Annotated in this window: 26 protein-coding genes and 3 tRNA genes; 15 read left to right on the top strand and 14 right to left on the bottom strand. The window is 68.9% G+C overall.

Going from position 1 to position 26,400, the window contains the following annotated elements; all coding sequences use genetic code 11:
- Window positions 1–16: 16 nt before the first annotated feature.
- Complete coding sequence (locus tag EDD27_RS34265) at window positions 17–871, bottom strand: hypothetical protein (protein ID WP_127936069.1); 855 nt, start codon at window positions 869–871, stop codon at window positions 17–19.
- Between the two features lie 243 nt (window positions 872–1,114).
- Here EDD27_RS34265 and serA point away from each other — a divergent pair, with 243 nt between their 5' ends.
- On the top strand, window positions 1,115–2,704 hold the full coding sequence (gene serA / locus EDD27_RS34260; RefSeq protein WP_127936068.1) for a phosphoglycerate dehydrogenase: 1,590 nt from the start codon (window positions 1,115–1,117) through the stop codon (window positions 2,702–2,704).
- 414 nt (window positions 2,705–3,118) lie between these two features.
- On the opposite strand, the gene EDD27_RS34255 is transcribed toward serA, so the two are convergent.
- Entirely contained in the window at window positions 3,119–3,850 is a 732-nt protein-coding gene (locus tag EDD27_RS34255; RefSeq protein ID WP_277750847.1) for a class I SAM-dependent methyltransferase, read from the bottom strand.
- Between the two features lie 241 nt (window positions 3,851–4,091).
- On the opposite strand from EDD27_RS34255, the gene EDD27_RS34250 reads away from it, so the two are divergent.
- Together EDD27_RS34250 and EDD27_RS34245 are read left to right on the top strand one after the other, a co-directional pair.
- Window positions 4,092–5,138, top strand: coding sequence for a 3-isopropylmalate dehydrogenase (locus tag EDD27_RS34250; protein WP_127936067.1), 1,047 nt, complete (start codon window positions 4,092–4,094; stop codon window positions 5,136–5,138).
- Window positions 5,139–5,359: 221 nt separating this feature from the next.
- Window positions 5,360–6,457 carry a branched-chain amino acid aminotransferase gene (locus EDD27_RS34245; RefSeq protein ID WP_127936066.1) on the top strand — a complete coding sequence of 366 codons (1,098 nt, stop codon included), beginning with the start codon at window positions 5,360–5,362 and terminating at the stop codon, window positions 6,455–6,457.
- A gap of 4 nt (window positions 6,458–6,461) precedes the next feature.
- Here EDD27_RS34245 and EDD27_RS34240 read toward each other — a convergent pair whose 3' ends face one another.
- On the bottom strand, window positions 6,462–7,106 hold the full coding sequence (locus EDD27_RS34240; RefSeq protein WP_127936065.1) for an O-methyltransferase: 645 nt from the start codon (window positions 7,104–7,106) through the stop codon (window positions 6,462–6,464).
- 26 nt (window positions 7,107–7,132) lie between these two features.
- Here EDD27_RS34240 and EDD27_RS34235 point away from each other — a divergent pair, with 26 nt between their 5' ends.
- Both EDD27_RS34235 and cimA read left to right on the top strand, forming a co-directional pair.
- A complete protein-coding gene (locus EDD27_RS34235; RefSeq protein ID WP_241564874.1) occupies window positions 7,133–7,765 on the top strand; it encodes a DsbA family protein in 633 nt (210 codons plus the stop codon).
- Window positions 7,766–7,950: 185 nt separating this feature from the next.
- Complete coding sequence (gene cimA, locus EDD27_RS34230) at window positions 7,951–9,525, top strand: citramalate synthase (RefSeq protein WP_127936063.1); 1,575 nt, start codon at window positions 7,951–7,953, stop codon at window positions 9,523–9,525.
- Between the two features lie 64 nt (window positions 9,526–9,589).
- Here cimA and EDD27_RS34225 read toward each other — a convergent pair whose 3' ends face one another.
- Window positions 9,590–11,221 (bottom strand): heparinase II/III domain-containing protein, encoded by a 1,632-nt coding sequence (locus tag EDD27_RS34225; protein WP_241564410.1) that lies wholly within the window; start codon window positions 11,219–11,221, stop codon window positions 9,590–9,592.
- Window positions 11,222–11,361: 140 nt separating this feature from the next.
- On the opposite strand from EDD27_RS34225, the gene EDD27_RS34220 reads away from it, so the two are divergent.
- Window positions 11,362–11,970 (top strand): HD domain-containing protein, encoded by a 609-nt coding sequence (locus EDD27_RS34220; RefSeq protein WP_241564409.1) that lies wholly within the window; start codon window positions 11,362–11,364, stop codon window positions 11,968–11,970.
- Between the two features lie 4 nt (window positions 11,971–11,974).
- Here EDD27_RS34220 and EDD27_RS34215 read toward each other — a convergent pair whose 3' ends face one another.
- Both EDD27_RS34215 and EDD27_RS34210 read right to left on the bottom strand, forming a co-directional pair.
- Window positions 11,975–12,358 carry an antibiotic biosynthesis monooxygenase family protein gene (locus EDD27_RS34215; RefSeq protein WP_127936062.1) on the bottom strand — a complete coding sequence of 128 codons (384 nt, stop codon included), beginning with the start codon at window positions 12,356–12,358 and terminating at the stop codon, window positions 11,975–11,977.
- 86 nt (window positions 12,359–12,444) lie between these two features.
- A complete protein-coding gene (locus tag EDD27_RS34210; protein ID WP_127936061.1) occupies window positions 12,445–12,633 on the bottom strand; it encodes a hypothetical protein in 189 nt (62 codons plus the stop codon).
- Window positions 12,634–12,765: 132 nt separating this feature from the next.
- Between EDD27_RS34210 and EDD27_RS34205 the strand changes: the two genes are divergently transcribed.
- From EDD27_RS34205 to EDD27_RS54735, 3 genes are all read left to right on the top strand, one after another.
- Window positions 12,766–13,542, top strand: coding sequence for a fumarylacetoacetate hydrolase family protein (locus tag EDD27_RS34205; protein WP_127936060.1), 777 nt, complete (start codon window positions 12,766–12,768; stop codon window positions 13,540–13,542).
- A complete protein-coding gene (gene gltX, locus EDD27_RS34200) occupies window positions 13,535–14,914 on the top strand; it encodes a glutamate--tRNA ligase (protein WP_127936059.1) in 1,380 nt (459 codons plus the stop codon). The genes EDD27_RS34205 and gltX overlap by 8 nt, the downstream gene beginning before the upstream one ends.
- A 118-nt stretch (window positions 14,915–15,032) precedes the next feature.
- Window positions 15,033–15,257 carry a hypothetical protein gene (locus EDD27_RS54735; RefSeq protein ID WP_164903912.1) on the top strand — a complete coding sequence of 75 codons (225 nt, stop codon included), beginning with the start codon at window positions 15,033–15,035 and terminating at the stop codon, window positions 15,255–15,257.
- On the opposite strand, the gene EDD27_RS34195 is transcribed toward EDD27_RS54735, so the two are convergent.
- The 4 genes from EDD27_RS34195 to EDD27_RS34180 form a co-directional block, all read right to left on the bottom strand.
- A tRNA-Glu gene (locus EDD27_RS34195) sits at window positions 15,255–15,327 on the bottom strand. The two genes, EDD27_RS54735 and EDD27_RS34195, sit on opposite strands and share 3 nt — an antisense overlap.
- A gap of 21 nt (window positions 15,328–15,348) precedes the next feature.
- A tRNA-Glu gene (locus EDD27_RS34190) sits at window positions 15,349–15,424 on the bottom strand.
- A gap of 160 nt (window positions 15,425–15,584) precedes the next feature.
- Entirely contained in the window at window positions 15,585–16,205 is a 621-nt protein-coding gene (locus EDD27_RS34185) for a response regulator transcription factor (RefSeq protein WP_127936058.1), read from the bottom strand.
- A complete protein-coding gene (locus tag EDD27_RS34180) occupies window positions 16,202–17,533 on the bottom strand; it encodes a sensor histidine kinase (RefSeq protein WP_164903911.1) in 1,332 nt (443 codons plus the stop codon). The genes EDD27_RS34185 and EDD27_RS34180 overlap by 4 nt, the downstream gene beginning before the upstream one ends.
- 108 nt (window positions 17,534–17,641) lie before the next feature.
- Here EDD27_RS34180 and EDD27_RS34175 point away from each other — a divergent pair, with 108 nt between their 5' ends.
- Window positions 17,642–18,565 (top strand): alpha/beta hydrolase, encoded by a 924-nt coding sequence (locus EDD27_RS34175; RefSeq protein ID WP_241564408.1) that lies wholly within the window; start codon window positions 17,642–17,644, stop codon window positions 18,563–18,565.
- A gap of 36 nt (window positions 18,566–18,601) precedes the next feature.
- Here the strand turns inward: EDD27_RS34175 and EDD27_RS34170 are convergent.
- Window positions 18,602–18,673, bottom strand: a tRNA-Gln gene (locus EDD27_RS34170).
- A gap of 164 nt (window positions 18,674–18,837) precedes the next feature.
- Here EDD27_RS34170 and EDD27_RS34165 point away from each other — a divergent pair.
- The gene (locus EDD27_RS34165; RefSeq protein ID WP_127936056.1) at window positions 18,838–20,823 is read left to right on the top strand and encodes a M3 family metallopeptidase; all 1,986 of its coding nucleotides are present in this window, start codon (window positions 18,838–18,840) and stop codon (window positions 20,821–20,823) included.
- 67 nt (window positions 20,824–20,890) lie between these two features.
- Here the strand turns inward: EDD27_RS34165 and EDD27_RS34160 are convergent, their stop codons facing one another.
- On the bottom strand, window positions 20,891–22,615 hold the full coding sequence (locus EDD27_RS34160; protein WP_127936055.1) for a hypothetical protein: 1,725 nt from the start codon (window positions 22,613–22,615) through the stop codon (window positions 20,891–20,893).
- Window positions 22,616–22,673: 58 nt separating this feature from the next.
- Window positions 22,674–23,390, bottom strand: coding sequence for an IclR family transcriptional regulator (locus EDD27_RS34155; protein ID WP_043618626.1), 717 nt, complete (start codon window positions 23,388–23,390; stop codon window positions 22,674–22,676).
- Window positions 23,391–23,457: 67 nt separating this feature from the next.
- Between EDD27_RS34155 and leuC the strand changes: the two genes are divergently transcribed.
- The 4 genes from leuC (at window position 23,458) to EDD27_RS34135 (ending at window position 26,048) form a co-directional block, all read left to right on the top strand.
- Window positions 23,458–24,843: a 3-isopropylmalate dehydratase large subunit gene (gene leuC / locus EDD27_RS34150; RefSeq protein WP_127936054.1), complete on the top strand. Its 1,386-nt coding sequence runs from the start codon at window positions 23,458–23,460 to the stop codon at window positions 24,841–24,843.
- A 12-nt stretch (window positions 24,844–24,855) separates the two neighbouring features.
- Window positions 24,856–25,443 carry a 3-isopropylmalate dehydratase small subunit gene (gene leuD, locus EDD27_RS34145; RefSeq protein WP_127936053.1) on the top strand — a complete coding sequence of 196 codons (588 nt, stop codon included), beginning with the start codon at window positions 24,856–24,858 and terminating at the stop codon, window positions 25,441–25,443.
- A complete protein-coding gene (locus EDD27_RS34140; protein ID WP_127936052.1) occupies window positions 25,422–25,649 on the top strand; it encodes an SCO5555 family protein in 228 nt (75 codons plus the stop codon). Before leuD ends, EDD27_RS34140 begins: the two co-directional genes overlap by 22 nt.
- A gap of 99 nt (window positions 25,650–25,748) precedes the next feature.
- Window positions 25,749–26,048 (top strand): HU family DNA-binding protein, encoded by a 300-nt coding sequence (locus EDD27_RS34135; RefSeq protein ID WP_127936051.1) that lies wholly within the window; start codon window positions 25,749–25,751, stop codon window positions 26,046–26,048.
- Window positions 26,049–26,160: 112 nt separating this feature from the next.
- Here the strand turns inward: EDD27_RS34135 and EDD27_RS34130 are convergent, their stop codons facing one another.
- Complete coding sequence (locus tag EDD27_RS34130; RefSeq protein WP_127936050.1) at window positions 26,161–26,367, bottom strand: hypothetical protein; 207 nt, start codon at window positions 26,365–26,367, stop codon at window positions 26,161–26,163.
- Window positions 26,368–26,400: the final 33 nt, after the last annotated feature.

Here is a 26,400-nt window from a genome sequence, read left to right as displayed (position 1 = left end):
TCGGCCGTATCGTCCGTCAGTCGCTCACGTCCGCGCACACCACGTGCGCGCCGATCTCGATCATCCGGCGCTCGCTGCGCGCGTCCGCCACCCTCGCCATGAGGATCGGCGCGCCGCTGGCCGCGAACTGCGGCAGCCGCGCGCGCACCAGGCGGTGCAGGTCGCGTACGACGTCCTCGGCGGCCGACATGTGCACCTTCACGTGCAGCATGATCCCCGGCACCCCGGACGCCGTGCGTGCCTCCGAGATCCAGACGTGGTGCACGAGCGGGAAGTCCATGAGCAACTGCCCGATCGCCTTGCGCAGGGCGGGCAGGATCGGGTGCGTGCACCGCCGGTACCCCGGATCCACCTGCTGCATCGGCCCCGACAGGTGCGGCCGCGGCGCGGGCACCCACGGGATGGCCGGCGCCTGCGGAGCCGGGGCGGCCACCTGGGCCAGCGCGGCACCGCGCGACACGGTGGCCATCGCGCCCGTCGCGTAGGCGGCGGGCACCGCCCCCGACAGGACGGGCGTGGGCCCCGTGCGCGTCGTGGTGAGGAAGCGCTGGAGATCGTCGATGGGCACGGCCGCGGCGGCTGGTCCGGCCGCGTCGATCACGATCTCCCGCACGCCGGTGACGCGCTGGATGTCCAGGATGGTGTCGGCGTCGCAGGCCGACAGGGAATGGCTGCCACGGTGCCTGGCGTAGGTTGTCGGGCTGGTGTAGCCCAGCAACACGCGGTCACCGGCTTGAGTCGTCCCGAGGACGACTGAACGATCTGGTCGCACTGCCACCAGGACACCGCCGTCGGCGAGAGCGCTCAGCAGACGGTGGGGCGTGCCATGCTGGGCGAGCACGTCGGCAAGCGCAGGATTCCCGATGCTCATATGACGAACCATAGGTAGTTGGCCACGGCTTATCAGGCTAATGGGCAAGAAATCTTCCGATCAAGACAAAGATGGGCGCGAAGTGGATGAGTTTGCGGCCAGCTGGGTACGGCGGAGGCTGTCTCACATCGTGGGTCCCTCGTGAACACGTTCACAAGCGGCGGATAGACTCGGTGGGACAACGGGGGATCCATGGACGTGTCCCCCGAAGACCCGTCGCAAAGCCCCTAAGGATCCACACCCGTGAACAAGCCCGTCGTTCTGGTCGCAGAGGAGCTGTCCGAGGCTGGCCTCGCCGTGCTCGGTGCTGATTTCGAGGTCCGCCACACCGACGGCGCCGACCGTTCCCAGTTGCTGCCCGCCCTCGCCGACGTTGACGCGCTGATCGTCCGCTCCGCCACGCAGGTGGACGCCGAGGCCATCGCCGCGGCGCCCAAGCTGCGCGTGGTGGCCCGAGCCGGCGTCGGACTCGACAACGTCGACGTCGAGGCCGCCACCAAGGCCGGTGTCATGGTGGTCAACGCGCCGACCTCCAACATCACCAGCGCCGCCGAGCAGACCGTCGCTCTCATCCTGGCCAGCGCGCGCAACACGGCCCAGGCCCACGCCGCGCTGAAGAACGGGGAGTGGAAGCGATCCAAGTACACCGGCGTCGAGCTCGACGAGAAGGTCATCGGCATCCTGGGCCTGGGCAAGATCGGCCAGCTCGTGGCGCAGCGGCTGCAGCCGTTCGGCGTCGAGCTGATCGCCTATGACCCCTACCTGCCGCCGGCCCGCGCCGCGCAGATGGGCGTCAAGCTGCTCAGCCTCGAGGAGGTGCTCAAGCAGGCCGACTTCATCACCGTGCATCTGCCCAAGTCCAAGGAGACGCTCGGGCTGATCGGCGACGCGGAGCTGCACAAGGTCAAGCCGAGCGTCCGGATCATCAACGTCGCCCGTGGCGGCATCGTGGACGAGGCCGCGCTCTACTCGGCCATCAAGGAGGGCCGCGTCGCGGGCGCGGGTCTCGACGTGTTCTCCAAGGAGCCGTGCACCGACAGCCCGCTGTTCGAGCTCGACCAGGTCGTCGTCACGCCGCACCTGGGCGCCTCCACGCACGAGGCGCAGGAGAAGGCCGGCACCCAGGTCGCGCGGAGCGTGAAGCTGGCGCTGGCCGGCGAGTTCGTGCCGGACGCGGTCAACGTCCAGGGCGGCGCGGTGGCCGAGGAGGTCAAGCCGGGCCTGCCGCTGGCGGAGAAGCTGGGCCGGGTGTTCACCGCGCTGGCCGGCGAGGTCGCCACCAAGCTCGACGTCGAGGTACGCGGCGAGATCGCCTCCCAGGACGTGCGGGTGATCGAGCTGGCCGCGCTCAAGGGCGTGTTCGCCGACGTGATCGAGGAGCAGGTCACCTACGTCAACGCGCCGCTGCTGGCCAAGGACCGCGGCATCGCCGTCGAGCTGGTGACCAGCTCGGAGAGCCCTGACTGGCGCAACGTGGTGACCGTGCGCGGGGTGCTCGCCGACGGCCGTCAGGTCTCGGTCTCGGGCACGCTGTCCGGCCCCCGCCAGATCACGAAGATCGTCGAGGTCAACGGCTACGAGATGGAGATCGAGCCGACGGCCCACCTGGCGTTCTTCACCTACACCGACCGGCCCGGCATCGTCGGCGTGGTCGGCCGCCTGCTCGGCGAGCACGGCGTCAACATCGCCTCGATGCAGGTGGCCCGCGCCACCAAGGGCGGCACGGCGCTCATCGCGCTGACGGTCGACTCGGCGATCCCGGCCGACGTGGTCGAGCAGATCGTGGCCGAGATCGGCGCGGAGAGCGGCCGCTCGGTGGACCTGGAGGACTGAGCCACATCGTCCGGCGAAGGCCGCCGCCCGTACGGGTGGCGGCCTTTGTTGTCTCAGCATGCGAGATACTAGGACATCCAACGAGATGCGTCGGGTATCGTAACGACAAATGCGCCAGGTGCTCGTACTCATTACCTGCCGCGGCGAGGCCTGTTAGGGCAGGTCGACGACTCGCCGCGGTGAGCGGCGTTGTGTCGGCCGATAAGTCCCTTCCACCGGTTCGTGATCCGGACCGACGAGATCAGGCCCGGTCGGGTTCGCGACCGGAATCCGAAGTCCTTTTGGAACGCGCCCGCGAAACGAGATGAGAGACATGTACGAGATGGATGCCTGGAACCGTGCCGAGGAATACACCGACGAGGCCGCGGAGGCCGTGCAGACCGCCCTGGACCGCAGGGACAACGGCGGCGCCCCTCAGAACTCCAGCCGGTAGAACACCGCTGTCCGCTTCATCCCCGGCATGAGCTCGACGATCCGGGCCACGATGCGATGGGGCGTCGACAGGCGGTCGAAGCCGTCGATGTCGAACGCGCTCGTCGCGTCCCGGCAGCGCAGTCTAGGGTGGAGCGCCTCCAGATCGGCCGGGCCCTCGACGCTCCAGTGGAGCGTGGCTTTGGCCTTCTGGACGGGCCTGTTGAGCTTCTGCATGCGCAGCCCTCGGCGGTTCATGGCGTCGAACACGAACTGGCCGCCGGGAAAACGCTCCACGATCGCCCGCAGCAACGCGGGGGCCTCATTCGGGTCGAGGAGCGGCGAGTAGGCCCCGGAAGCGGCAGCCTGCGTAACCAAGACGGGGCCGTTGGGAGCGCGACCATAGGCACAGTAGTAGAGCAGTCCTTCGGCGACGACCAGCACAGGCCGGTCGGCGGGGACCTGGTCGAGCCACGTCAGCTCGGTGACCGACGAGCCGATCATGGTGTAGCCCGGCCGCTCGGGGAACAGCCGCCCGCGCAGCTCGACGACCTCCGGGTAGTCGACGTCATACCAGCGCACGGTCGGCGGCGGGGCAAGCCTGTGGAAGCGGGTGTCGAGCCCGCAGCCCAGGTGCAGCACCGTGGCGTCGGGATGCGTGGCCAGGAACTCGGCGGCCCACCGGTCGATGAAGCGGGCCCTGAGCGCCACGGCCGGCGCGGTGCGCGCGGTGATGCCGGTTTTTACGGAAATCGTGGTCGATCCGCCCGACCACCTCGGCGGCGAGCTCGTCGCCGAGTATCGGGCTCGGCGACCTGGCGTCGAGCGCCCTGCCGTACAGGGTGGCGAGGAGAGTGGCCTTCTCCTCGGTGAGGTGCACCTTCTCGGGTGACATGCATCTCACGGTACGCCACAGTTTGTCCAAATCATGAGATCATGTGTTCGTCAGTCGAGACGAGCCGGTAAGGTACCGCCCATGGAGTCGCGTAACATCCGCTTGGCCGTCATCCCCGGGGATGGCATCGGCATCGAGGTCGTGGCCGAAGGACTCAAGGTCCTGGAGGCCGTCGGCACGAAGATCGAGCAAACCCACTACGACCTGGGGGCAGCACGCTACCACCGCACCGGTGAGACGCTGCCGGACTCGGTGCTCGAGGAGCTGCGCGGCTACGACGCGATCCTGCTCGGCGCCATCGGCGACCCCAGCGTGCCGCCCGGCATTCTCGAGCGCGACCTGCTGCTCCGCCTCCGGTTCGAGTTCGACCACTACGTCAACCTGCGGCCGGTCAAGCTGTTCCCCGGCGTCGCGACCCCGCTGGCCGACACGCCGGCCGAGGACATCGACATGATCGTCGTCCGCGAGGGCACCGAAGGCCTCTACGCGGGCACCGGCGGCACCATGCGGCGCGGCACGCCCCACGAGATCGCCACCCAGGAGTCGCTCAACACCGCCTACGGCGTCGAGCGCGTGGTGCGTTACGCGTTCGAGAAGGCCAAGACGCGGCCGCGCAAGAAGCTCACGCTCGTTCACAAGACCAACGTCCTCACCTACGCGGGCGACCTGTGGCAGCGCACGGTCAACCGGCTGGCGGAGGAATACCCCGAGGTCACGACCGACTACTGCCACATCGACGCGGCCTCGATGTTCTTCGTGACCCAGCCGGAGCGGTTCGACGTGGTCGTCACCGACAACCTGTTCGGCGACATCATCACCGACCTCGGCGCGGCCATCGCCGGCGGCATCGGCCTGGCCGCGAGCGGCAACATCAACCCTGAGCGCACCACGCCCAGCATGTTCGAGCCGGTGCACGGCAGCGCGCCCGACATCGCCGGGCAGGGCAAGGCCGACCCGACCGCGACCATCCTGTCGGTCGCCATGCTCCTCGACCACCTCGGCCTGCACGAGCAGGCGGCGAAGGTCGAGCAGGCGGTCGCCGACGACATCGTGGAGCGCCTGGCCGGCTGGGCGGGCCGCACCACCCAGGAGATCGGTGACGACATCACCGCGCGAGTATCCGGCTAGGGCCGCCTAGTTCGAACGCGCCTGGCGGTCCGAGAAGGGCTGCCAGGCGCTTTTTCATGTCCAAGTGGGATGAAACACCCCATCAGCCGCTTGCCATCCCATATAGCGAGACAATAGGAAGTACGGACTGCCTGCGGGCAGTGCTGCCACCACCCTCGCGGATCCGCAGGTCCGCAGGATTCGGTAGATTTCGCAGAATCGCAGAGAGAAGGACCGACGTCATGACCATCGCTCAGAAGCTCAGCTTCGACGTGCAGCTATCCGACCACGCTCGCACCGCGGCGGAGCGCGAGCAGGTACTGGCGAACCCCGGTTTCGGTCAGGTCTTCACGGACCACATGATCTCGATCGACTACACCGAGGGCCAGGGGTGGCACGATGCCAGGCTCATGCCGTACGGACCGCTCTCTCTCGACCCCGCCACCTCGGTCTTCCACTACGCGCAGGAGCTGTTCGAGGGGCTGAAGGCCTATCGCCAGGTCACGGGCTCGATCGTGATGTTCCGCCCGTACGCGAACGCCGCCAGGTTCAACCGCTCGGCCGCCCGCATGGCCATGCCGGAGCTGCCCGAGGAGACGTTCGTCGAGTCGCTCGAGCTGCTCGTCGAGACCGACAGGGAGTGGGTGCCCACCACCGAGGGGCACAGCCTCTACCTGCGGCCCTTCATGATCGCCACGCAGGCCGGGCTCGGGGTCAACTATCCGTCGAAGACGTACAAGTACATGGCGATCGCCTCGCCGGCGGCCTCGTACTTCACGGGCGGCATCAAGCCCGTCTCGGTTTGGCTGTCCACCGAATACACCCGCGCCGCCCCCGGCGGCACCGGCTTCGCCAAGTGCGGCGGCAACTACGCGGCGGCGTTCGTCGCGCAGCGGCAGGCGGTCGAGCAGGGCTGCGACCAAGTGGTGTGGCTGGACTCGGGCGCGCACCAGTACGTCGAGGAGATGGGGGGCATGAACCTGTTCTTCGTCTTCGGCAACAAGCTCGTCACCCCCGCGCTGACCGGCACCCTGCTGCCCGGCATCACCCGGGAGTCCATCCTGGAGCTGGCCGGTGACCTCGGCCTGGAGACCGAGGAGCGGCTCATCTCGGTCGACGAATGGCAGTCCGGCTGCGAGTCTGGCGAGCTGACGGAGGTCTTCGCCTGCGGGACGGCGGCTGTGGTGACCCCGGTGGGATCGGTGAAGGGCGCCGACCGCGCCTGGACCATCGCCGACGGCACCCCCGGCCCGGTGACGATGCGGGTGCGCGAGGAACTGGTCGGCATCCAGTACGGCGCCCGCCCCGACGCCCACAACTGGATCCACAAGATCGCCTAGTCCGTCACTTCTTCCTGATCAGCGTCATCCCGTCCGCGACCGGCAGCATGAGCACGGTGACCCGGGGGTCCTCGATCACCAGGTCGTTGAACTCCCGGATCTCCACGGTCGTGACCTCGTCGTGGGCGGGATCGGCCACGTGTCCGCGGCGCAGCGTGTTGTCCGCGATCAGCAGCCCGCCGGGCCGCATACGGTCGATCAGCAACTCGTAGTAGCCGGGGTAGTTGCCCTTGTCGGCGTCCAGGAAGGCCAGGTCGATGGTCTGGTCGAAGGCGGCCAGCGTCTCCATGGCCGGTCCCAGCGTGAGCGTCACCCGGTCGGCCACGCCGCCCTCCGCCCAGTAGCGGCGCGCGATCGAGGTCCACTTCTCGCTCACGTCGAAGCAGTGCAGCCGGCCGCCCGACAGCCCACGGGCGATGCACAGGGACGAATAGCCGGTGAACGTCCCCACCTCCACGGCCACGTCCGGCGACATCAGCTGGGTGATCATCGTGAGGAAGAGGCCCTGGTCGGGGGAGATCTGCATGCCCGCGAAGTCGCCCGCGGCCTCCATGGTCTCCTTGGCCAGTTCCTCCAGCAGAGAGTCGGGCCGGGTGGAGTGCTCAAGGACGTACTGCGCGACGGCGGGAGTGATGAGGTCTGCCTTCATAGGGCCACGATAGGGTCTCGCAAGTGATGAAGCGGTTTGCGGCCGTTGTGGTTGCGTGCGTGGTTCTGTCCGCGTTGTGGTTCGCCCAGCCGGGCAAATCATCCAATGGGGTACAGCTGAGCCGGCAGGCGGACGGCTCGATGGTGCTGGCGGACCTGTCGAGCGACGCCCCCGTGCTGGACGTCTTCGAGGACTACGACTGCCCGGTCTGCAAGGACATGCATGCCAAGGTCGACTCCACGATCCAGCGGCTGGCCCGCGAGGGCAAGGTCAAGGTCGTCTTCCACCCGGTGACGATCTTCCAGGACGAGCCCATGCGTTCCAACTCCATCCGCGCCGCCGCGGCCGCCCGGTGCGTTCCCGAGGCGAACTGGCTGGCCTTCCGCGACGAGCTGTACGCCATCCAGCCCGCGCCGCACGGCGTGGCGTCCGGGTTCACCGTCGAGGAGCTGGTCAAGGCGGCCAGGAAGGCGGGGGCGGAGGTCGACGACTGCGTGACGTCGCAGTCGTACGCGAAGGCCCACCTGGAGCAGAGCGCCAAGATCCAGCTGGAAGGCACGCCGACCCTGGTCCTGGACGGGCAGCTGCTCGGCAACGAGGCGTTCGACGCCGCCGCGCTCGAACGGGCCATCACCGGGGGCACAGGAGTCGTGGTGTGACACGGAAATCCCAGAGGGTGAGACCGGTGTGCTGAATGGTGAATCCCTATGGCAGACTGGTGAGCACCATGTTCTACGGTCTGCTCATTATCGGCAGGCGCGCTGGCTGACATAGGGACACCGCCAGCGCGCAGACCTCTCACGTCCGTGAGGGGTCTTTTTGTTTTCACGGAAAAGAGAGGCTCATGGCCGACGACCGCTTCCACGTATACGACACGACCCTGCGAGACGGCGCACAGCAGGAAGGGCTCAACCTGACCGTCGCCGACAAGCTCGCCGTCGCGCGTCACCTGGACGGGCTGGGCGTCGGCTTCATCGAGGGGGGCTGGCCCGGCGCCAACCCCAAGGACACAGAGTTCTTCAGGCGCGCTCAAACAGAGCTGGACCTGAAGCACGCGCAACTCGCCGCGTTCGGTGCGACCCGCCGGGCCGGTGTGAAGGCAGCCGACGACCCTTTGGTAGCCGCTTTGCGCGAATCCGGCGCGCCGGTCGTGACCCTTGTCGCCAAGAGCCACGACCGGCACGTGGAGCTGGCCCTCCGCACGACTCTCCAGGAGAACCTCGCGATGATCCGCGACACGGTCTCCCACCTCCGTGCGGAGGGACAGCGGGTCTTCCTCGACGCCGAGCACTTCTTCGACGGCTACAAGTCCAATCCAGCCTACGCGCTGGAGGTCCTCAGGACCGCCGCCGAGGCCGGGGCCGACGTCATCGCCCTGTGCGACACCAACGGTGGCATGCTCCCCGACGAGCTGGCCGACATCGTCCACGAGGCCGTCCAGGCCGGCGCCCGCGTCGGCATCCACTGCCACGACGACACCGGCTGCGCGGTCGCCAACACGCTGGCCGCCGTCAAGGCGGGCGCCACCCACGTGCAGGGCTGCGCCAACGGCTACGGCGAGCGCTCCGGCAACGCCAACCTCTTCACCGTCGTCGCCAACCTCCAGCTCAAGCGGGGCTTCGACCTGGTGCCGCAGGCCGCGCTCGCCGACATGACGCGCATCGCGCACGCCATCACCGAGGTCACCAACGTCACCCCAAACTCCCACGCGCCCTACGTCGGCATGTCCGCCTTCGCCCACAAGGCCGGGCTGCACGCCAGCGCGATCAAGGTCGACCCCAACCTCTACCAGCACATCGACCCGGCCGCCGTCGGCAACGACATGCGCATGCTGGTCTCCGACATGGCGGGCCGCGCCTCGGTCGAGCTCAAGGGCCGCGAGATGGGCTACGAGCTGACGCCCGAGCACACCAAGACGCTGGTCGAGCGGGTCAAGGACCTGGAGTCCAAGGGCTTCACGTTCGAGGCCGCGGACGCCTCCTTCGAGCTGCTGCTGCGTGACACCGTGGCCGGGGAGCGCAAGCGGCACTTCGAGGTGGAGTCCTGGCGGGTCATCGTCGAGCGGACGAAGGGCGGCGAGCTCGTCAGCGAGGCCACCGTCAAGGTGCACGCCAAGGGCGAGCGCATCGTGGCCACCGGCGAGGGCAACGGCCCCGTCAATGCTCTGGACAAGGCCGTGCGGCTGGCGCTGGAGCAGCTCTACCCCGAGCTGGCCAAGCTGGAGCTGGTCGATTTCAAGGTCCGCATACTGGAGGACACGCACGGCACCGACGCCATCACCCGCGTCCTGATCACCTCCAGCGACGACACCGGCGAATGGGCCACCGTCGGCGTCGCGGAGAACATCATCGACGCCTCCTGGCAGGCACTGGAGCAGGCGGTCACCTACGGCCTGCTGCGCGCCGGCCGCGACTGCTGACAATCGGTCGTCGAGGCGGCCGGCACGCGGCCGCCTCTAGAACAGGCCGGTCAGAACAGGCCGGTCAGAACAGGCCGGCCGGGAACGAGACGCCGTCGACCGTGACCTTCCCGCTCGAGCACGACACCTTCGGCGACTCCGCGCCCGGCACGATCACGGTCAGCAGCGACTTCGCCGCCGGTGACACGACCACGTTGGTCGGCTTCTTCGACAGGTACGTCGGCGACACCCAGCCGAGCTTCCCGCCGCGCTCCACCTTCTGCCCGCCGACCCGGTCGCACGAGGCGGAGAACTGCACCAGCGTGACCTTGAACTTGCCGTCCTCCAGCACCACCTTGCCGCCGTCGTTGGAGACGACCTTGAGCGAGGGGGCGAACCGCCACACGTTCCTGATCTTCTTGCCGCCCGAGGCCGTGTCCAGCACGGCCATCACGTCCTCGCCGTGGTTCACCAGCACGGACCGGGTCCGGCTCACGCCGTACGCCTTGTCGGTCAGCCGGAACGACTGCCGGTCCGAGCCGTACTTCGCCTCCGTGAGCTGGGAGGACGTGCGCGGCCTGAACCGTGCCCCGACCACCGTCGGGACGTTGTGCGCCTCCGGGGACATCGTCCAGTAGCGGTAGGAGCTCTTCTCATAGGAGTGGAAGCCGCCGTCGACGAGGATGTCGCGGCCCTGCGCGTAGTACGTGACGCCCAGGTGATCCTCATGCCCGTGGAACTTCATGCCAGGGCCGTATCTGATCGAGTAGTACGCCGAGTCGGACTTGCCCCAGGCGGTCCGGCCGAACACGTAGCCCGCCCGGTAGGCCTTGACCTTCTGCTTCGGCGTGCCGGTCTCCATCTTGGGCTCAGTCTCGGCGCTCCCGTCCCCGAGGGGCACCATGTAGCCGTTCGGCATCGTCGCGTGGGCGATGAAATCCTTCAGCGCCTCGGCCCGCGAGGCGATCGTGCCCGGCACCTTGCGGTCGCAGGACCTCATCGTGGTCATCGCGAACTGCAGCCGGCTGTAGACGTAGACCGCGTACCGCGGCGCCTGCTCCATCAGCGCGCCCTGGGCGTCCACGTCGATCGCCACCGTGCCCGTGAGGCGCCTGGAGGCGAGGTCCGCCCAATCCTTGCGGCCGTACCTGCAGCCGATGCCCATGAGCGCGATGTCCTGGTCGATGCCGTGGTTGTGGCCCTTCTTGTACAGGCGCGAGTCCGACAGGAGCCTGGCGTGGACGGCCAGGCTGTCCTTCAGCCAGCTCTCCTTGACGTGCATGCTCAGGCACAGCAGCGGCTGGGTGCGCAGCGAGACCGGGTGGTCCTTCCACACGTACGGCTGGGTGCCGCGGGCGCCGTACTTGTTGTTCGCCACCCAGTCCTTGGCGATCTCCTCGGCGCGGTTGAGGTAGCTGCGCTCGCCGGTGTTCTCGTACTCGACGACCAGCGTGCCCATCCAGCGCAGCGACTGGAAGACGAACTCCCACGAGCGGTTCTTGTACGGGCTCGCGTCCCAGTTGATCTTCTTGCCGAGCTTGTAGGCGGGCAGGCCCACCAGTGAGATCTCGCCCCGCATGACGTCGTCGGCCGTCGGCGTGCCGGGTAACCAGTCGCCCTGGCACTGCGCTGTACGCGCCACTTTGTCGGCTTGAGCGGGGCTCACGAGCCCGCCGAGGGCGAGCATGAGGGCAAGAGGTATCGCGAGCCGGCGCACGCCAGTTCCTTTCGGGACAAAAAGATGGATAAGGGAGCGGAGCTCCCGAGCAAATAAGAGCGGCGGAACATGCTGTCCGAATCACGATCAAGTGGTCAAGTCAAGTGCCCGATTCGTTAACCGTGCGATGCTCCACTGGCATGCTGGTGTTCGTGAAACTCGACGACCTCGTGATCCCGGACACCCCCGCCTGCCGCGGCGCGCTCGAACTGGCCGGCCGCTACCACTCGCCGTCGCTGCTCAACCACTCGATCCGCGCCTACCTGTGGGCGGCCGCGTACGCGCAGGTCAACGGCATCGCGTTCGACGCCGAGCTGCTCTACGTGTCGGCCATGCTGCACGACATCGGACTGGTCGCCGAGTTCGACAGCCATACGGTGCCGTACGAGGAGGCGGGCGGGCACGTGGCCTGGGCCTTCGCCGCCGGGGCCGGGTGGTCGCCGGAGCGCAGGTCACGCGCGGCCGAGGTGATCGTCCGGCACATGTGGGACGAGGTGCCGGTGGCGGAGGACCCCGAGGGGCATCTGCTGGAGCTGTCCACGGGCATGGACATCTCCGGCCGCCGTACCGAGGAGATCCCCGCAGAGGTGCGGCGGGAGGTGCTGGAGCGTCATCCGCGGCTGGCGATCGCCAAGGAGTTCGCCGTGTGCATCTCCGAGCAGGGCGCGCGCAAGCCCGAGAGCTTCGCCGGCCGGTTCGTGGCGGGCGGCATCCTCGACCGCATCGCGCGCAACCCGCTGGACGCGTAGAGCTCTACTCCTTGGGTCCCGCGGTCTCGGCGACTTCGAAGGTCCACACCTCGGAGCCCGTCGCCGCGGGGCCCTGCCCGTGCCCGTGCCCGTGCCCGTGGCCCTGGCGCTGGCCCTGGCGCTGGCCCTGGCCCTGGGCGGCGGACGCGGCCGCCTGTGCGTGCCCTCGGGCGAACGCCTGGCTCGACTGCCACTTCTGGAAGTCCTCTTCGCTGCGCCAGCGCGTATAGACGAGGTACTGCTCTGTCCCCTCGACGGGCCTGAGCAGCTCGAACCACTCGAACCCGTCGGCCGACTCCACCATCCCGGCCCGGTTGGAGAAACGCTTTTCGAGCTCCTCCCGCATGTCGGCGGGAACGGTGAGCACGTTGATCTTCACCACGGACAACGGGAACCCCTCTCATACGGCGCAGCTGAGGACACGCACCGTCCTCGACCACCGGCAGGTGCCGCAAACCATCAGGGTAACGCGGGTCACTTGCGCCTGAGAGACAGGCCCAACACGTTCACCTCGCCGGTCTCGGCGATCCGCCCGGCCAGGAAGCCGACCACGCCGAGCGCGAGCACCAGCAGGAACGCGCCGAAGCCGCCGAACGCGCCGACCACCCCGAGAACGATGCCGACGGCCATGCCGGCCATCGGCGTCCACTGGACGTTGTTCATGCCGCCACAGCTAACCGCAGCAACGCGGGTAATGCGCTGCAACACAGACTTCAGCCGCATTAATGGACGGTTCATGACTTCACGGATGTCGCGATGGGCGGACCCCTGTGGCGGCGGCGATAGCCTTGTCGGGTGCGTATTGCGAGGTTCTCCACAGGCGACGGAGTGACGTTCGGCGTGGTCGAAGGCGGCCCGGGCGAGGAGGTCGTGTCCACGATCGCCGGCCACCCCTTCAGCCAGGTGCAGTTCACCGGTGATCGGTTCCCGCTCAGCCAGGTGAAGCTGCTGGCCCCGATGTTGCCGAGCAAGGTGATCGCCATCGGCAGAAACTACGCCGAGCACGCGCGCGAGATGGGCAACGAGGTGCCCGACGAGCCGCTCATTTTCATGAAGCCGTCCACCTCGGTGATCGGCCACGGCGAGAACATCGCCTATCCCACGTCGCTGTCCGACCGCGTCGACTTCGAGGGCGAGCTGGCCGTGGTGATCGGCAGGCTCTGCCGCGAGGTTCCGGTCGAGCGGGTCAAGGACGTGATCTTCGGCTACACCTGTGCCAATGACGTCACCGCCCGCGACCTGCAGAAGAAGGACGTGCAGTTCACCCGGGCCAAGGGGTTCGACACGTTCTGCCCGCTCGGGCCGTGGATCCAGACCGACGTGGACGCGAGCGACCTGGCGCTGACGACCACGGTCAACGGCGAGGTGCGCCAGAGCGGCCGCACCAGCCAGCTCATCCACGACATCCCCGCGCTGGTGGCCTACGTCAGCGCGGTCATGACGCTGATCCCCGGCGACGTCATCCTGACCGGCACCCCGGCAGGCGTCGGCCCGCTCCAGATCGGTGACGAGGTCAGCGTCGGCATCGAAGGCATCGGCACACTCACGAACAAGGTGGTCTCCCGTGACTGATCTACGGGTGCGTTTCGCCCCGTCCCCAACCGGCATGTTCCACGTCGGCGGCGCCCGTACGGCGCTGTTCAACTGGGCGCTGGCCGAGCAGTCCGGCGGCCGCTTCGTGCTGCGCATCGAGGACACCGACGCGTCGCGCAACCGCCCGGAGTGGACCGAGGGCATCATCTCCGCTCTCGACTGGATCGGCATCAACGGCTCCAACCCGGTGTTCGAGGGCCCCTACTTCCAGTCGGCGTACGAGCCGCAGCACCGTGAGGCGGTGGCGAAGCTGCTGGCCGACGGCCGGGCTTACTACTGCGACTGCACGCGAGACGCGCTCGTCGCCCGCACCGGCTCCGAGCACAAGGGCTACGACGGTTACTGCCGCGATCGCGGCTTGACCGAGGGGGCGGCGCGCTTCCGCACCCCCGATGAGGGCGTGACGGTGGTGGAGGACCTGGTCCGCGGCAACGTGGAGTTCCCCAATGAGGCGCAGGAGGACTTCGTCATCGCCCGCTCCGACGGCTCGCCGCTCTACGTGCTGGCCAACGCGGTCGACGACATCACCCAGAACATCACCCACGTCGTCCGTGGCGAGGAGCACCTCGGCAACGCGGCCAAGCAGATGCTGCTCTGGCCCGCGCTGGGCGCGACGCCGCCGGTCTGGGCGCACCTGCCGGTGATCGTCAATGAGCAGCGCAAGAAGTTGTCCAAGCGCCGCGACAAGGTGGCGCTGGAGGACTACCGCGCGGAGGGTTACCTGGCCGAGGCCATGGTCAACTACCTGATGTTGCTCGGCTGGGGCCCCGGCGAGGACCGCGAGATCATGCCGTGGTCGGAGATGGTGCCGCTGTTCCGGCTGGAGGACGTCAACGCCGCCAGCGCGTTCTTCGACGAGAAGAAGCTGCGCGCGTTCAACGGCGAGTACATCCGGGCGCTGCCGCTGGAGACGTTCGAGGAGCGCTGCGCGCCCTTCCTCGGCCCGTCCTGGGACCGCGAGCTGTTCAGCAAGGTCGCCGCGCTGGCCCAGACCCGCATCGCGGTGTTGTCGGAGATCCGGCAGAACGTCGACTTCCTCTTCCTCGAGGAGCCGGTGTTCGACCAGGCGTCGTGGGACAAGGCGATGAAGAACTCCCCGGTGGAGATCATCACGGGCTACCTCGAGCGGCTGGAGGCGGTGAGCTGGGATCCCGAGTCCCTCAAGGAGGCTCTGGAGGAGGTTGGCGCCGCCCACGGGCTCAAGCTCGGCAAGGCCCAGGCGCCGGTGCGCGTGGCGGTCACCGGCCGCACGGTGGGTCTGCCGCTGTTCGAGTCGATCGAGGTGCTCGGTCGCGGGCAGACCATGGAGCGGCTGCGCGCCGCCCTGACGCGCCTCAATTCAGGAACGTAATCTGCCGCGACGGCTGTCGAGGGCGTGCACCTCATCGACGTCGGCGGGCCCGGCCAGGCGCCTCTGCCCTGCGGCCAGTAGATCGTCGAACTGATCGGCGGAGGCCGGTGTGTGCCGGGTGACGTTGCTCAGCGGCTGGTCGCAGGGCACGCTGGAGCCCGCCGTGACGGCGAGCGATCTCGCGTGGACCTACGCCCAGCCGACCGGGCTCATGGCGAACGCCCACGGGGCGGCCGCCGCGGACGTTCGCGCAGTGGGCCGCCGTGCACGCCGCGGCGTTCAGGCCCGGCGGAAAAACAAAACGCTCCGGGCCATAGGCGCCGGAGCGGTGATGCAGACGTAGTCCCGACCGGATTCGAACCGGCGCTACCGCCTTGAGAGGGCGGCGTCCTGGGCCACTAGACGACGGGACCTTCTGGGGGGCTTGTGACAAGTGGTAGTCCCGACCGGATTCGAACCGGCGCTACCGCCTTGAGAGGGCGGCGTCCTGGGCCACTAGACGACGGGACCCTGTCCACAAGCTATGTGCCGGGGTCTCCCCCGGCGACGCAGGTAACTCTACCGCACCCCGCAGACCACAACCAAACCGCTTATCCGGCCACCAGATCCGGTCTGTGGCGGCGGATCCAGTCCTCCCGCCGGTCCGCTTTGCCAGTGGGGGCCCCGGAACTCAGCCATGTGCGGTGAGCAGTCCCCGGCGGTAGGCCTCGCTCACGGCGGCGGCGCGGTCGCGCACGTCGAGCTTGGCGTAGACGTGCAGCAGGTGGGTCTTGACGCTGGCCTCGCTGATGAACAGCCGGGCCGCCGCCTCCTTGTTGGTCGCGCCCCCGGCCACCAGGCGCAGCACCTCCAGCTCGCGGGCGCTCAGCGTGCCCCTGGAGGGCTTGCGCACCTGCGCGGCCAGGCGGCCGGCCGCGGCGGGCGCCAGCACGGTCTCGCCCCGGTGGGTGGCCAGCACCGCGCGCTCCAGCTCTTCCGGCGGGGCGTCCTTGAGCAGGTAGCCGCTGGCCCCCGCCTCCAGCGCGGGCAGGACGTCGGTGTCGAACGTGGTCAGCACCAGCACGCGCGGGCCGGTGCCGTGGAGCCGGCGGATGGCGGCAACCCCGTCCATGCCCGGCATGCGCAGGTCCATGAGGACGACATCCGGCCGGAGCTCGGCGGAAAGGCGCACGGCCTGCTCCCCGTCGGCCGCCTCGCCGACGATCTCGAGGCCGGGCCGGCTCCCGAGGGCCGCGCGCAGGCCGTCGCGCACGATCGGGTGGTCGTCGGCGATCAGCAGCCGCACCGTCATCCGTTCTCCTTCCCGGAGGCCATGGTCTCACTGATCATGCTGACCGGTTCTGCCGCGGGGATGGCGGGGACGGCGGCGGCGATTGCCGTGCCGTGGCCGGGCTCGGACTCGATCTCCACGGTGCCCCCGGCGCCGCGGACGCGTTGCCGCATTCCGTCGAGGCCGAAGCCGTCAGCTGGCTTCTGCGGGTCGAAGCCGGCGCCGTCGTCTCTGATGTCGAGAAGGAGGAGTTCGTCGGTGTACGAGAGGGTGAGGGCCGTTCTGGAGGCCCTGGCGTGCTTGGCGACGTTCGCGAGTGCCTCCTGGGCGACGCGGAACAGCGTCGTCTCCACGTCGGGGGACAGGGCGACGGGTGTGCCGGTGACCTCGAAGGCGAGGTGCACACCGGACACCCGCGACCAGGATGCGGCCATGCGTTCGAGCGCATCCGGCAGCCGCGCGTGCTCCAGCGGCTCGGGGCGGAGGGCCTGAACGGACCTGCGTGCCTCGGCCAGGCCGCGGCGGGCCAGGTGCGCCGCCTGGTCGAGGTGGCGGCTGCGGGCCGTGTCCTGGGTGGCGCGGCCGGCGGCGTCGATCTGCCCGATGAGGGCGACGAGGTCCTGCGCCACCGTGTCGTGGATCTCGCCGGCCAGGCGGTGCCGCTCATCGAGTACGCCCGCCCGCCTGGCCTGGTCGAGCAGCCTGGCGTGCAGGTCGGCGTTCTCGGCCATGGACGCACGCAGTCGCTCGACGAGGCGGCGGCGCTTGTCGTGCTCGGCGGAGACGTACCAGCCGGCCAGGACGAGCGGCACGGCGACGCCGGCGATCACGGTGAGCAAGGTGGTGTGGTCCCCGGGGCCCGCCTGGGCCGCCACGGTGACGACGGCGGTGAGGGTCACCCCGGCCATGACCAGCCGGGCGGGGAGCAGGGCGATGGCGAGCGGGTAGCCGGTCGAGGCGAACACGACGAAGGCGGGGTTCGTGGCCGCCAGCGCGCCGGCGAGGAGGATGAGGACGAGGTAGTGGGCCACGACGAGCCCGCGGCGGGCTTCGCGCCGCGGGTGGAGCCAGGCGATGGGCGCGAGCCAGACGGCGGCGACAATGGCGAGAGCGGGCCACGGCGGCAGGACCACGACCCCGGCGGAGGACCCGCCCGCCCCGGGATCACCCGGTCCGGTCGCCGCGGGATCGCCCAGGCCTGCCAGCCAGGCGGCGATCGGCTCGGCCAGGCGGCTCAGTGCGGACCGGCCGCCCCCGTCCATGAAGGCGGCCGCGATCGCGGAGGCCGCCAGCAGCATGTAGGCGAGTCCCAGATATGCCCAGCGCTCGCGGCCGTCGAGGCGGCTCATGAGGTCCAGACTCGCACGTATCCACCGATCGGTGGATACGTGGCATCCACCGCACGTCGCGCCGCATGGGCGATGTGGACCGCGGCTGAGCTGGGCGAACATCTCCTCATGAGCGATGTGACACGGAGAACCATGTTCCAGCTGACCGCCGGCGCGGGCGCGGCCGCCGCCGTCCCGGCCGTCGCCAGACGGAAGGACGTGACCACGTACGTCTTCGTCACAGGTTCGAACGGTGTGGCCACCGGCGACAACGAGCTGACGCTGCGCGGCCACCGGACCGTGGGGGTGAACCTGCCGGGGCACGGCCCCGAGGAGCAGTTCCACCACGCCTATCAGGCGCCGCAGGACCTGGAGAAGCTGGCCACGATCCCCTCGCCCATGGCGGGCGTGACGCTGGACGACTACGTGGAGGCCACGGTGGACGTCGTGCGCCGGGTATCCCGGTACGGCCCGGTCATCCTGGTGGGCGGCAGCCTGGGCGGCTCGACGATCACCAAGGTGGCCGACGAGGTGCCCGACCTGCTCGACCGGCTGGTGTACGTCTCGGCGTACTGCTGTACGAATCTGCGCTCACCGGCGGAGTATCTGGAGACGCCGGAGGGGAGGACCACCTTGGGGGGCGCGATTCTGCCCGGCGTCGTCGGCGACCCGCGCGTGCTGAAGGCGGTCCGTATCAACTGGCGGACGAACGACAGGAATTTCCTGGACGCGGCCAAGGCGGCGTTCATGGCCGAGGGAACCGACGGCGAGTTCCTGGCCATGCTCAACTCGTCTCTGCCGGACGAGAGCCTCCAGGTATCGAGCGCCGACGCGCGGGGCCGCAAGAGCGCCTGGGGGCGGGTGCCCAGGGTGTACATCAGGCACAGCAAGGACCGGGTGATCCCGATCGCGCTCCAGGACCGGATGATCAAGGAGGCGGACGCGGCGACGCCGGGCAACCGGTTCAAGGTCTTCACGGTGGACGCGTCACATGCGCCGACGCCCAAGGCCTATCGGAAGATCACCGATATCCTCGATGGGCTCGCACAATAAAAAACGGACGTCTCATATGAGACATCCGTTTCCCTGCTGGGGTACCAGGACTCGAACCTAGACTAACTGAACCAGAATCAGTCGTGCTGCCAATTACACCATACCCCACCGTTGCGAACCCCTAGGGACGCGCTTGGGCGACGTCCGAAAGAATAGCCCAGCTAGGCGGGTAAGACCAAAACGATTCGCCGACGGGTCTTCGGCCGCGCGCGGGACCGGTCCTGGCGTGCCAAGCTGAGGGGGACAAAACACCACGTGGAGGAGCCCGAGCGTTGGCCGAGAATCCGTTCTTCGCCCCTAGCACCCTGCCGTACGAGTTGCCGCCTTTCGCCGACATCCGTGAGGAGCACTATCTACCGGCGTTCCGGCGCGGCATGGCCGAGCAGCTGGCCGAGGTCGACGCGATCGCAGGCAGCACAGAGCCGCCGGCCTTCGACAACACGATCGCCGCGCTCGAGCGGTCGGGGAGGATCCTCGACCGCACGGCCACGGTGTTCTTCAGCATCGCCGCCTCCAACACCAGCGACGGGATCATGGAGATCGAGAAGGAGATCTCGCCGGAGCTGACCAGGCACGCCGACGCGATCCACCTCAACCGGCCGCTGTGGGCCCGCATCAAGCAGGTGACCACGGAGGACCCGGAGGAGGCCTGGCTGCTGGAGAAGTATCGCGACGACTTCATCAGGGCCGGCGCCGACCTTTCCGAGTCGGAGCAGGACCGCCTGCGCGAGCTCAACGAGGAGCTGTCGACGCTCTCGACCGAGTTCGCGCAGAGCCTGCTGAAGGCGTCGACGGAGTCGGCGCTGGTGGTCGATGACCCCAAGGAACTCGACGGGTTCGACGAGGCCAGGATCGAGTCGCTGCGTAAGGACGACGGCACGTACGTCCTCCCGCTGCTCAACTTCACCGCCCAGCCAGGCCTGGCCTCGCTGACCAACCGGGACGTGCGCCGCAGGCTTTACGAGCTGAGCGTCGGGCGGGCGCCGGGCAACTTCGAGCTCGCCACCAGGATGGCGGCGTTGCGGGCCGAGCGGGCGGTGCTGCTCGGGTTCCCCAGCCATGCGGCGTACTCGGTGGCCGACCAGACGGCCAAGACCGTGGAGGCGGTCGAGGAGATGCTCGGCCAGCTCGTCGGGCCGGCGGTGCGTAACGCCAAGCGGGAGGCCGAGGAGCTGACGGAGCAGGCCGGGTTCGACATCGAGCCGTGGGACTGGCCCTACTACTCCGAGAAGGTGCGCGAGGCGCGCTACGACTTCGACGCCGACACGATGCGGCCGTACTTCGAGCTCAACCGCGTCTACCGGGACGGGATCTTCTTCGCCGCGACCGAGCTGTACGGGATCACCTTCACCGAACGGCCCGATCTGCATGGATATCACCCGGACGTGACGGTGTTCGAGGTGTTCGAGGAGGACGGGAGCCGGCTGGGTTTGTTCCTGCTGGACCCGTACGCCAGGTCGACCAAGCGCGGCGGGGCGTGGATGAACAACCTGGTCGACCAGTCCTTCCTGTTCGGGCTGCGGCCTGTGGTGATGAACAACCTCAACGTCACCAAGCCGCTCTCCGGGCCGACGTTGCTGACGTACGACGAGGTGAACACGGCCTTCCACGAGTTCGGGCACGCGTTGCACGGGCTGTTCTCGGGGGTGCGCTTCCCCCGCGTCTCCGGCACCAGAGTGCCGCGGGACTTCGTCGAGTACCCGTCGCAGGTCAACGAGATGTGGGTGACCTGGCCGGAGGTGCTGGCCAACTACGCCAGGCACCACGAGACGGGCGAGCCGATGCCGGCCGAGCTGGTGGAGAAGCTGCAGGCTGCCGAGAAGTTCAACCAGGGCTTCAAGACCGTCGAATACCTGGCCGCCACGTTGCTCGACTGGGCCTGGCACAAGCTGGCCCCGGGCGAGACGGTGGCCGACGCCGAGGCGTTCGAGGCGGCGGCGCTGGAGGCGGCCCAGATCGCCGTGCCGCAGGTCAGGCCGCGCTATCGGACCAACTACTTCGCGCACATCTTCGCCGGCGGCTATGCCGCCGGCTACTACTCCTACATCTGGAGTGAGGTGCTGGACGCGGAGAGCGTGGAGTGGTTCAAGGAGAACGGCGGCCTGACCAGGGCGAACGGCGACCACTTCCGCCGTGAGCTGCTCTCTCGCGGCGGGAGCCTTGATCCGCTGACGGCCTTCCGCAACTTCAGGGGGCGCGAGCCCAGCATCGAGCCGCTGCTCAGGCGCCGCGGCCTGGAGTCAACGACCCAGGATTGACGCGTTGGGTTCGCGACTCGTCCGTTGTGCCGGCACCAGGTGCGGGCACAACGGGCGAGCGCTCCGTTCACTCAGCAGACGTCAGGGATCGGGCCTTGTACAACGCCCGCCGGGCCGTCTTCGCCACCTGCTTGTCCGGGTGCACCTGTGAGATCAGCTCCAGCAGCTCCTCCACATGCCCGTGCGGGATCTTCCAGATCACGTCCAGCAGGTCGTTGACCATGTCCGGCCCGATGTCCTGCAGGCTGCTCACGAACTCCGACCGTCCCAGCCCGGCCGAGATCGTCCACATGTCCAGGATCAGCCAGTGCGTGTCGTCCTGCGTCGGCTCCGGCGCCCCCTCGACCTCCAGCTGGCTCAGATGGGTGGCCGCGTAGGGCCGCAGCGAGGGCTGCTTGAGCGCCGCCTGCCAGGCCGGGATCGCGTCCTGGCCCAGCGTGCCGACCACGCTGGCCGCCTGCACCCTGATCAGCGCGTCGTTCTCGTCCTCCGCGGCGGCTTCGAGCAGCTCCTCGGCCGCCTTGCCCGGCTCGCGCAGCCGCATCCAGGCGGCGAACTCCGCGTCGGCCTCGTCCTCGGGCAGCTCCGCGCTGAGCGCGAGCAGCTCGTGGGCGCTCATGGACTCGATCGAGGGCCGCGCGTCCACCTCGATGTCGGCGTCGTCCACCAGGTGGACGACCCCTTCGGTGCCGAGCGGCGTGAGGCTGAGCGTCCGGCCCTGGACCTCGACCATGCCGTAACCCACCAGCCAGTCGATCGCGGGCGCCAGCGGGTCGCCCGCCGCCTCCCATGCGTCGGCGCCCAGCTCCTCGTCCAGGTCGGCGGCCGCCTCGGACAGCTCCTGCGCCAGCTCGTCGATGTCGCGCGAGCCGCCCGCCAGCAGCAGCCTGACCAGCACGCCGCGGGTCAGGCCCGCCAGGGCCATGGTGAGGTCCTCGTCATCGAGCTCCGGGTCGCCGTAGTCGACCGAGTGCAGCCCGAGCATCCACGCGTCGAGGACGTCCTCGTCGTCGTCGAACGGCCACTCCGAGGTGTCGTCCTGCACCCCGACCGTGTTGCCCTCGCCCGGCTCCAGGAACTCCAGGTCGACGGCGAGGTTCCAGATGTTCCACAGCTGTGGGACGGCCTCGGAGATCGGGCCGTCGGTCTCCGGCCTGGGCAGCCCGACGACCGTCAGCGCCTCCTCCACCTCGGCGTCGCTGAGCAGCGTGTCCTCGCCGACCCGGCGCCCCGGCCCGACCCACACGGCCAGGTCGCGGGCCTTGGCGATCAGCGGCGCCTGGCGGGCGGCCGCGGCCAGCTCCGAGTCGGGCCGCAGCCTGATCGTGGCGAGCTCGGCCAGCTCGTCGGCGAACACCTCGAAGTCGCCGAGGTCGCCGGTCTCCTCTTCCTCGTCGTCGCCCTCGGCGTCCTCGATCAGCTCATCCATGAGATCGACGAACTCGTCTTCGACGTCGTCGAGCTCGGCCTGCAGATCGGCGAGGGAGTCCGAGCGCTTGGTCAGCCTGCCGGTCTGGGAGAGGAACGTCAGGTACGCGTCCACGGCCGGGAGCATCCCGTCCGCGGCGGCGTCGGGATCCTCCACGACCTTGGGCATGCGGTCGAGCAGCAGGTTGCGCAGGTCGGCACGCTTCCACGTGCCGAGATCCTGCGAGAAGGCGAGACGGTGCCACAGTGCGGCCGGCCCGACGAGCTCGGGATCGCTGTCGGGCGCGTTGGCCCGCGCCCACATGATGAACTCTTCGAGCAGGGGTCGCAGCTCAGTGGCGGCTACCTCGATGCGATCTGTCACGCACTCAGGCTAGTGCGCTCTCGAGGCTGTCGGCTCCCTAAATACCTGCTTTTGCTGATCATGACGTGCGGCGCATCGCCTCCGTGATGCGTTCGGCGGCCGCCATGACGGGCACCGCGTGCAGCCGTCCAGGGGCCCGCGTCAGTCGTTCGATGGGGCCGGAGACGGAAACCGCGGCGATCACCTTCCCGCCGCTGCCCCTTATCGGCGCGGAGACGCTGGCCACACCCTGCTCGCGCTCACCGACGCTGTGGGCCCACCCGCGGCGGCGTACGGAAGCCAGCGTGGCGGCGGTGAACTTGGCGCCGCGCAGGCCGCGGTGCAACCGGTCGGGCTCCTCCCACGCCAGCAGAATCTGCGCCGCCGAGCCGGCGGTCATGGGCAGCGCCGAGCCCACGGGAACCGTGTCACGCAGGCCGCTGGCCCGCTCCGCGGCCGCCACGCAGACCCGCTCATCGCCCTGGCGGCGGTAAAGTTGCGCGCTCTCCCCGGTCAGGTCCCTCAACTGCATCAGCACGGGTGCGGCCACCGCCAGCAGCCGGTCCTCGCCGGCCGCGGTGGACAACTCCGACAGCCGCGGGCCGAGCACGAATCGGCCCTGTGTGTCACGACTCACAATGCGGTGGTGCTCAAGTGCGACGGCCAGCCGGTGGGCGGTGGGACGGGCCAGGCCGGTGGCCTGGACGAGCTGCGCCAGTGAAGCGGGCCCCGCTTCGAGGGCATTGAGTACAAGAACCGCCTTGTCGAGTACTCCGACTCCGCTAGAGTTGTCCATACACCGATACTGCAGTCTCGACATATGAGAAAGCAAGTCGGAGGGAAGTTCTCAAGGAGGAGAGATCATGGGCCGCACACTGGCCGAGAAGGTCTGGGAGCAACACGTCGTCCGGCGTGCCGAGGGCGAACCTGACCTGCTCTACATCGACCTGCACCTCATTCACGAGGTGACCAGTCCGCAGGCGTTCGACGGGCTCCGTCTCGCCGGCCGGAAGGTGCGAAGGCCCGATCTCACCATCGCCACCGAGGACCACAACGTGCCGACCGTGCTCGGCCCGATCTCCGACCCCGTGTCCAAGACCCAGGTCGAGACGCTGCGGAAGAACGCCGCCGAGTTCGGCATCAGGCTCCATCCGATGGGCGACGCCGGTCAGGGCGTGGTGCACATCATCGGCCCGCAGTTCGGCCTGACCCAGCCGGGCATGACCATCGTGTGTGGCGACTCTCACACCTCGACCCACGGCGCGTTCGGCGGCATCGCGTTCGGCATCGGGACCTCCGAGGTCGAGCACGTGCTCGCCACGCAGACGCTGCCCGCCTACCGGCCCAAGACGATGGCCATCGAGGTCTCCGGCGAGCTGCCTGTCGGCGTCACCGCCAAGGACCTGATCCTCGCCATCATCGCCAAGATCGGCACCGGCGGCGGGCAGGGCTACATCGTCGAGTACCGCGGCGAGGCCGTGCGCAAGCTCTCCATGGAGGGCCGCATGACGGTCTGCAACATGTCGATCGAGGCCGGCGCCCGGGCCGGGATGATCGCGCCGGACGAGACCACGTTCGCCTACCTCAAAGGCCGCCCGCACGCGCCCGAGGGCGAGGCGTGGGACCAGGCCGTCGAATACTGGAAGACGCTGCGCACCGACGACGACGCCGTGTTCGACAAGGTCGTGGAGATCGACGCCTCGACGCTGACCCCGTTCGTCACGTGGGGCACCAACCCGGGCCAGGGCCTGCCGCTGGGCGAGTCCGTCCCGAACCCCGAGTCCTTCACCGACCCGGTCGAGCGCTCGGCCGCCGAGCGGGCTCTGGAGTACATGGGCCTGACCGCCGGCACGCCGCTGCGCCAGATCGAGGTCGACACGGTGTTCGTCGGCTCGTGCACCAACGGCCGCATCGAGGACCTGCGCTCGGCCGCCGAGATCCTGCGCGGCCGCCAGGTCAAGACCCGCACGCTGATCGTGCCCGGCTCGATGATGGTCAAGAAGCAGGCCGAGGAGGAAGGCCTGCACGAGGTGTTCAAGGCCGCGGGCGCCGAGTGGCGCGAGGCCGGCTGCTCGATGTGCCTGGGCATGAACCCCGACACGCTCAAGCCCGGTGAGCGCAGCGCCTCCACCTCCAACCGCAACTTCGAGGGCCGCCAGGGCAAGGGTGGCCGTACCCACCTGGTGTCGCCGCAGGTCGCCGCCGCGACCGCTGTCACCGGCCGCCTCACCGCCCCCGCCGACCTCTAGGAGATTCGGGACATGGACGCTTTCACCACCCACACCGGTACGGCGGTGCCGCTGCGCCGCAGCAACGTCGACACCGACCAGATCATCCCGGCCGTCTGGCTCAAGCAGGTCAGCCGCACCGGCTTCGAGAAGGGCCTGTTCGCGGCCTGGCGCGAGGACCCCACGTTCGTCCTGAACGACCCCTCCTACGAGGGCGGCACGATCCTCGTCTCCGGCCCCGACTTCGGCACCGGCTCCTCCCGCGAGCACGCGGTCTGGGCGCTGCAGCAGTACGGCTTCCGCGTCGTGATCGCCGCCCGCTTCGGCGACATCTTCCGCAACAACTCCACCAAGATGGGCCTGCTGCCGGTCGTCCTGCCCGGCGACAAGGTCGAGGCCCTGCAGTCGGCCGTCGAGGCGGACCCCAAGCTGGAGATCACCGTCGACCTGGCCGAACGCCAGGTGCGCTGGGCGGACGAGGTCGTGCCCTTCGAGATCGACGACTACACCCGCTGGCGGCTCATGGAGGGCCTCGACGACATCGGGCTGACCCTGCGTCACGCCGACGATGTCGCGGCGTACGAGAATGGTCGGCAGCCATGGCTGCCGACGACCGTCTAGAAGACGACGAACTGGCGCGGCGGTTGCGCGAAGCGCACCGCCGCGTCCGCATGCTGCCCGCCAGCGAGAAGGAACGGCTGGCCCGCCGCTACCTCGCCATCTGCGATCTGGCCAAGCGTGATCCGGAAAGAGCGTCCGCCCGGCTCGAGGCCTTCCTGAGCATGCTCGACACGCCACGCAATGACGAAAACACGCTAGGTGATTGAGTTCCCCCGCGATCCCGCCTACTTTCAAGCGCGTAAGGGGTTTCTACGTTGAACTCGTGAGCTGGAACCCCGAGCCGTAACTGGGGGAGCAGGACTTTCATGAACAAGCGAGAACTCGTCGAGGCCATCGCGGATCGGGTGGGCGACAGGAAGACGGCCACCGAGGCCGTGAACGCGGTCATCGACGCCGTCCAGAAGGCCGTGGCGAGCGGCGACAAGGTCTCGATCACGGGCTTCGGCGCGTTCGAGATGGTGCACAAGCCCGCCCGCACGGCCAGGAACCCGTCCACCGGAGCGGAAATCAATGTCGCGGAGAGCTGGGCGCCCAAGTTCCGGCCCGGGTCCGATTTCAAGGAACTGGTGAACGCGGGCGGGAAGAAAGTCGGTAAGAAGAAGTAATCCAGCGGACCGTCACGCCCGGACCCCACGGTCCGGGCGTCCGCATTTTCCGGCACCGCCTCCGGCCCGCTCCTCCTGAGGGATCCGCGCCGAAACGACGTCAGGCGAGGCGCTAGGAGCTCGGGACCGGGAAGGTCGAGAGCGTGATGTAGGTGATCTCGTCGCCGGACATCGCGAGGTTCACCCGCTGGCCCGAGCGCAGCAGCCGCAGCGGGCCGGCGTCGAAGGCGGACGTGCCGAACTCCAGCACGGTCCCGTCGTCCAGGAAGACCGTGCCCGATCGAGTGGCCTCGTCGAAGCTGCGTACCGTCGCCTGCACGCGGTCCAGCCTAAAGGGTTCGACGCCGCCCGG

It is taken from the genome of Nonomuraea polychroma (assembly GCF_004011505.1).
Classification (GTDB): Bacteria; Actinomycetota; Actinomycetes; order Streptosporangiales; family Streptosporangiaceae; genus Nonomuraea; species Nonomuraea polychroma.
Note: the sequence above shows the minus strand (reverse complement) of the source record. Positions and strands in the feature narration are given on the sequence as shown.

Excerpts from the sequence above, each read along its gene's own strand:
- EDD27_RS34265 (WP_127936069.1), bottom strand. The coding sequence starts at position 871 with ATGAGCATCGGGAATCCTGCGCTTGCCGACGTGCTCGCCCAGCATGGC.
- EDD27_RS34250 (WP_127936067.1), top strand. The coding sequence starts at position 4,092 with ATGGAGTCGCGTAACATCCGCTTGGCCGTCATCCCCGGGGATGGCATC.
- EDD27_RS34245 (WP_127936066.1), top strand. The coding sequence starts at position 5,360 with ATGACCATCGCTCAGAAGCTCAGCTTCGACGTGCAGCTATCCGACCAC.
- EDD27_RS34240 (WP_127936065.1), bottom strand. The coding sequence starts at position 7,106 with ATGAAGGCAGACCTCATCACTCCCGCCGTCGCGCAGTACGTCCTTGAG.
- EDD27_RS34235 (WP_241564874.1), top strand. The coding sequence starts at position 7,133 with ATGAAGCGGTTTGCGGCCGTTGTGGTTGCGTGCGTGGTTCTGTCCGCG.
- cimA (WP_127936063.1), top strand. The coding sequence starts at position 7,951 with ATGGCCGACGACCGCTTCCACGTATACGACACGACCCTGCGAGACGGC.
- EDD27_RS34220 (WP_241564409.1), top strand. The coding sequence starts at position 11,362 with ATGCTGGTGTTCGTGAAACTCGACGACCTCGTGATCCCGGACACCCCC.
- EDD27_RS34210 (WP_127936061.1), bottom strand. The coding sequence starts at position 12,633 with ATGAACAACGTCCAGTGGACGCCGATGGCCGGCATGGCCGTCGGCATC.
- EDD27_RS34185 (WP_127936058.1), bottom strand. The coding sequence starts at position 16,205 with ATGACGGTGCGGCTGCTGATCGCCGACGACCACCCGATCGTGCGCGAC.
- EDD27_RS34180 (WP_164903911.1), bottom strand. The coding sequence starts at position 17,533 with ATGAGCCGCCTCGACGGCCGCGAGCGCTGGGCATATCTGGGACTCGCC.
- EDD27_RS34175 (WP_241564408.1), top strand. The coding sequence starts at position 17,642 with ATGAGCGATGTGACACGGAGAACCATGTTCCAGCTGACCGCCGGCGCG.
- EDD27_RS34155 (WP_043618626.1), bottom strand. The coding sequence starts at position 23,390 with ATGGACAACTCTAGCGGAGTCGGAGTACTCGACAAGGCGGTTCTTGTA.
- leuC (WP_127936054.1), top strand. The coding sequence starts at position 23,458 with ATGGGCCGCACACTGGCCGAGAAGGTCTGGGAGCAACACGTCGTCCGG.
- leuD (WP_127936053.1), top strand. The coding sequence starts at position 24,856 with ATGGACGCTTTCACCACCCACACCGGTACGGCGGTGCCGCTGCGCCGC.
- EDD27_RS34140 (WP_127936052.1), top strand. The coding sequence starts at position 25,422 with ATGGCTGCCGACGACCGTCTAGAAGACGACGAACTGGCGCGGCGGTTG.
- EDD27_RS34135 (WP_127936051.1), top strand. The coding sequence starts at position 25,749 with ATGAACAAGCGAGAACTCGTCGAGGCCATCGCGGATCGGGTGGGCGAC.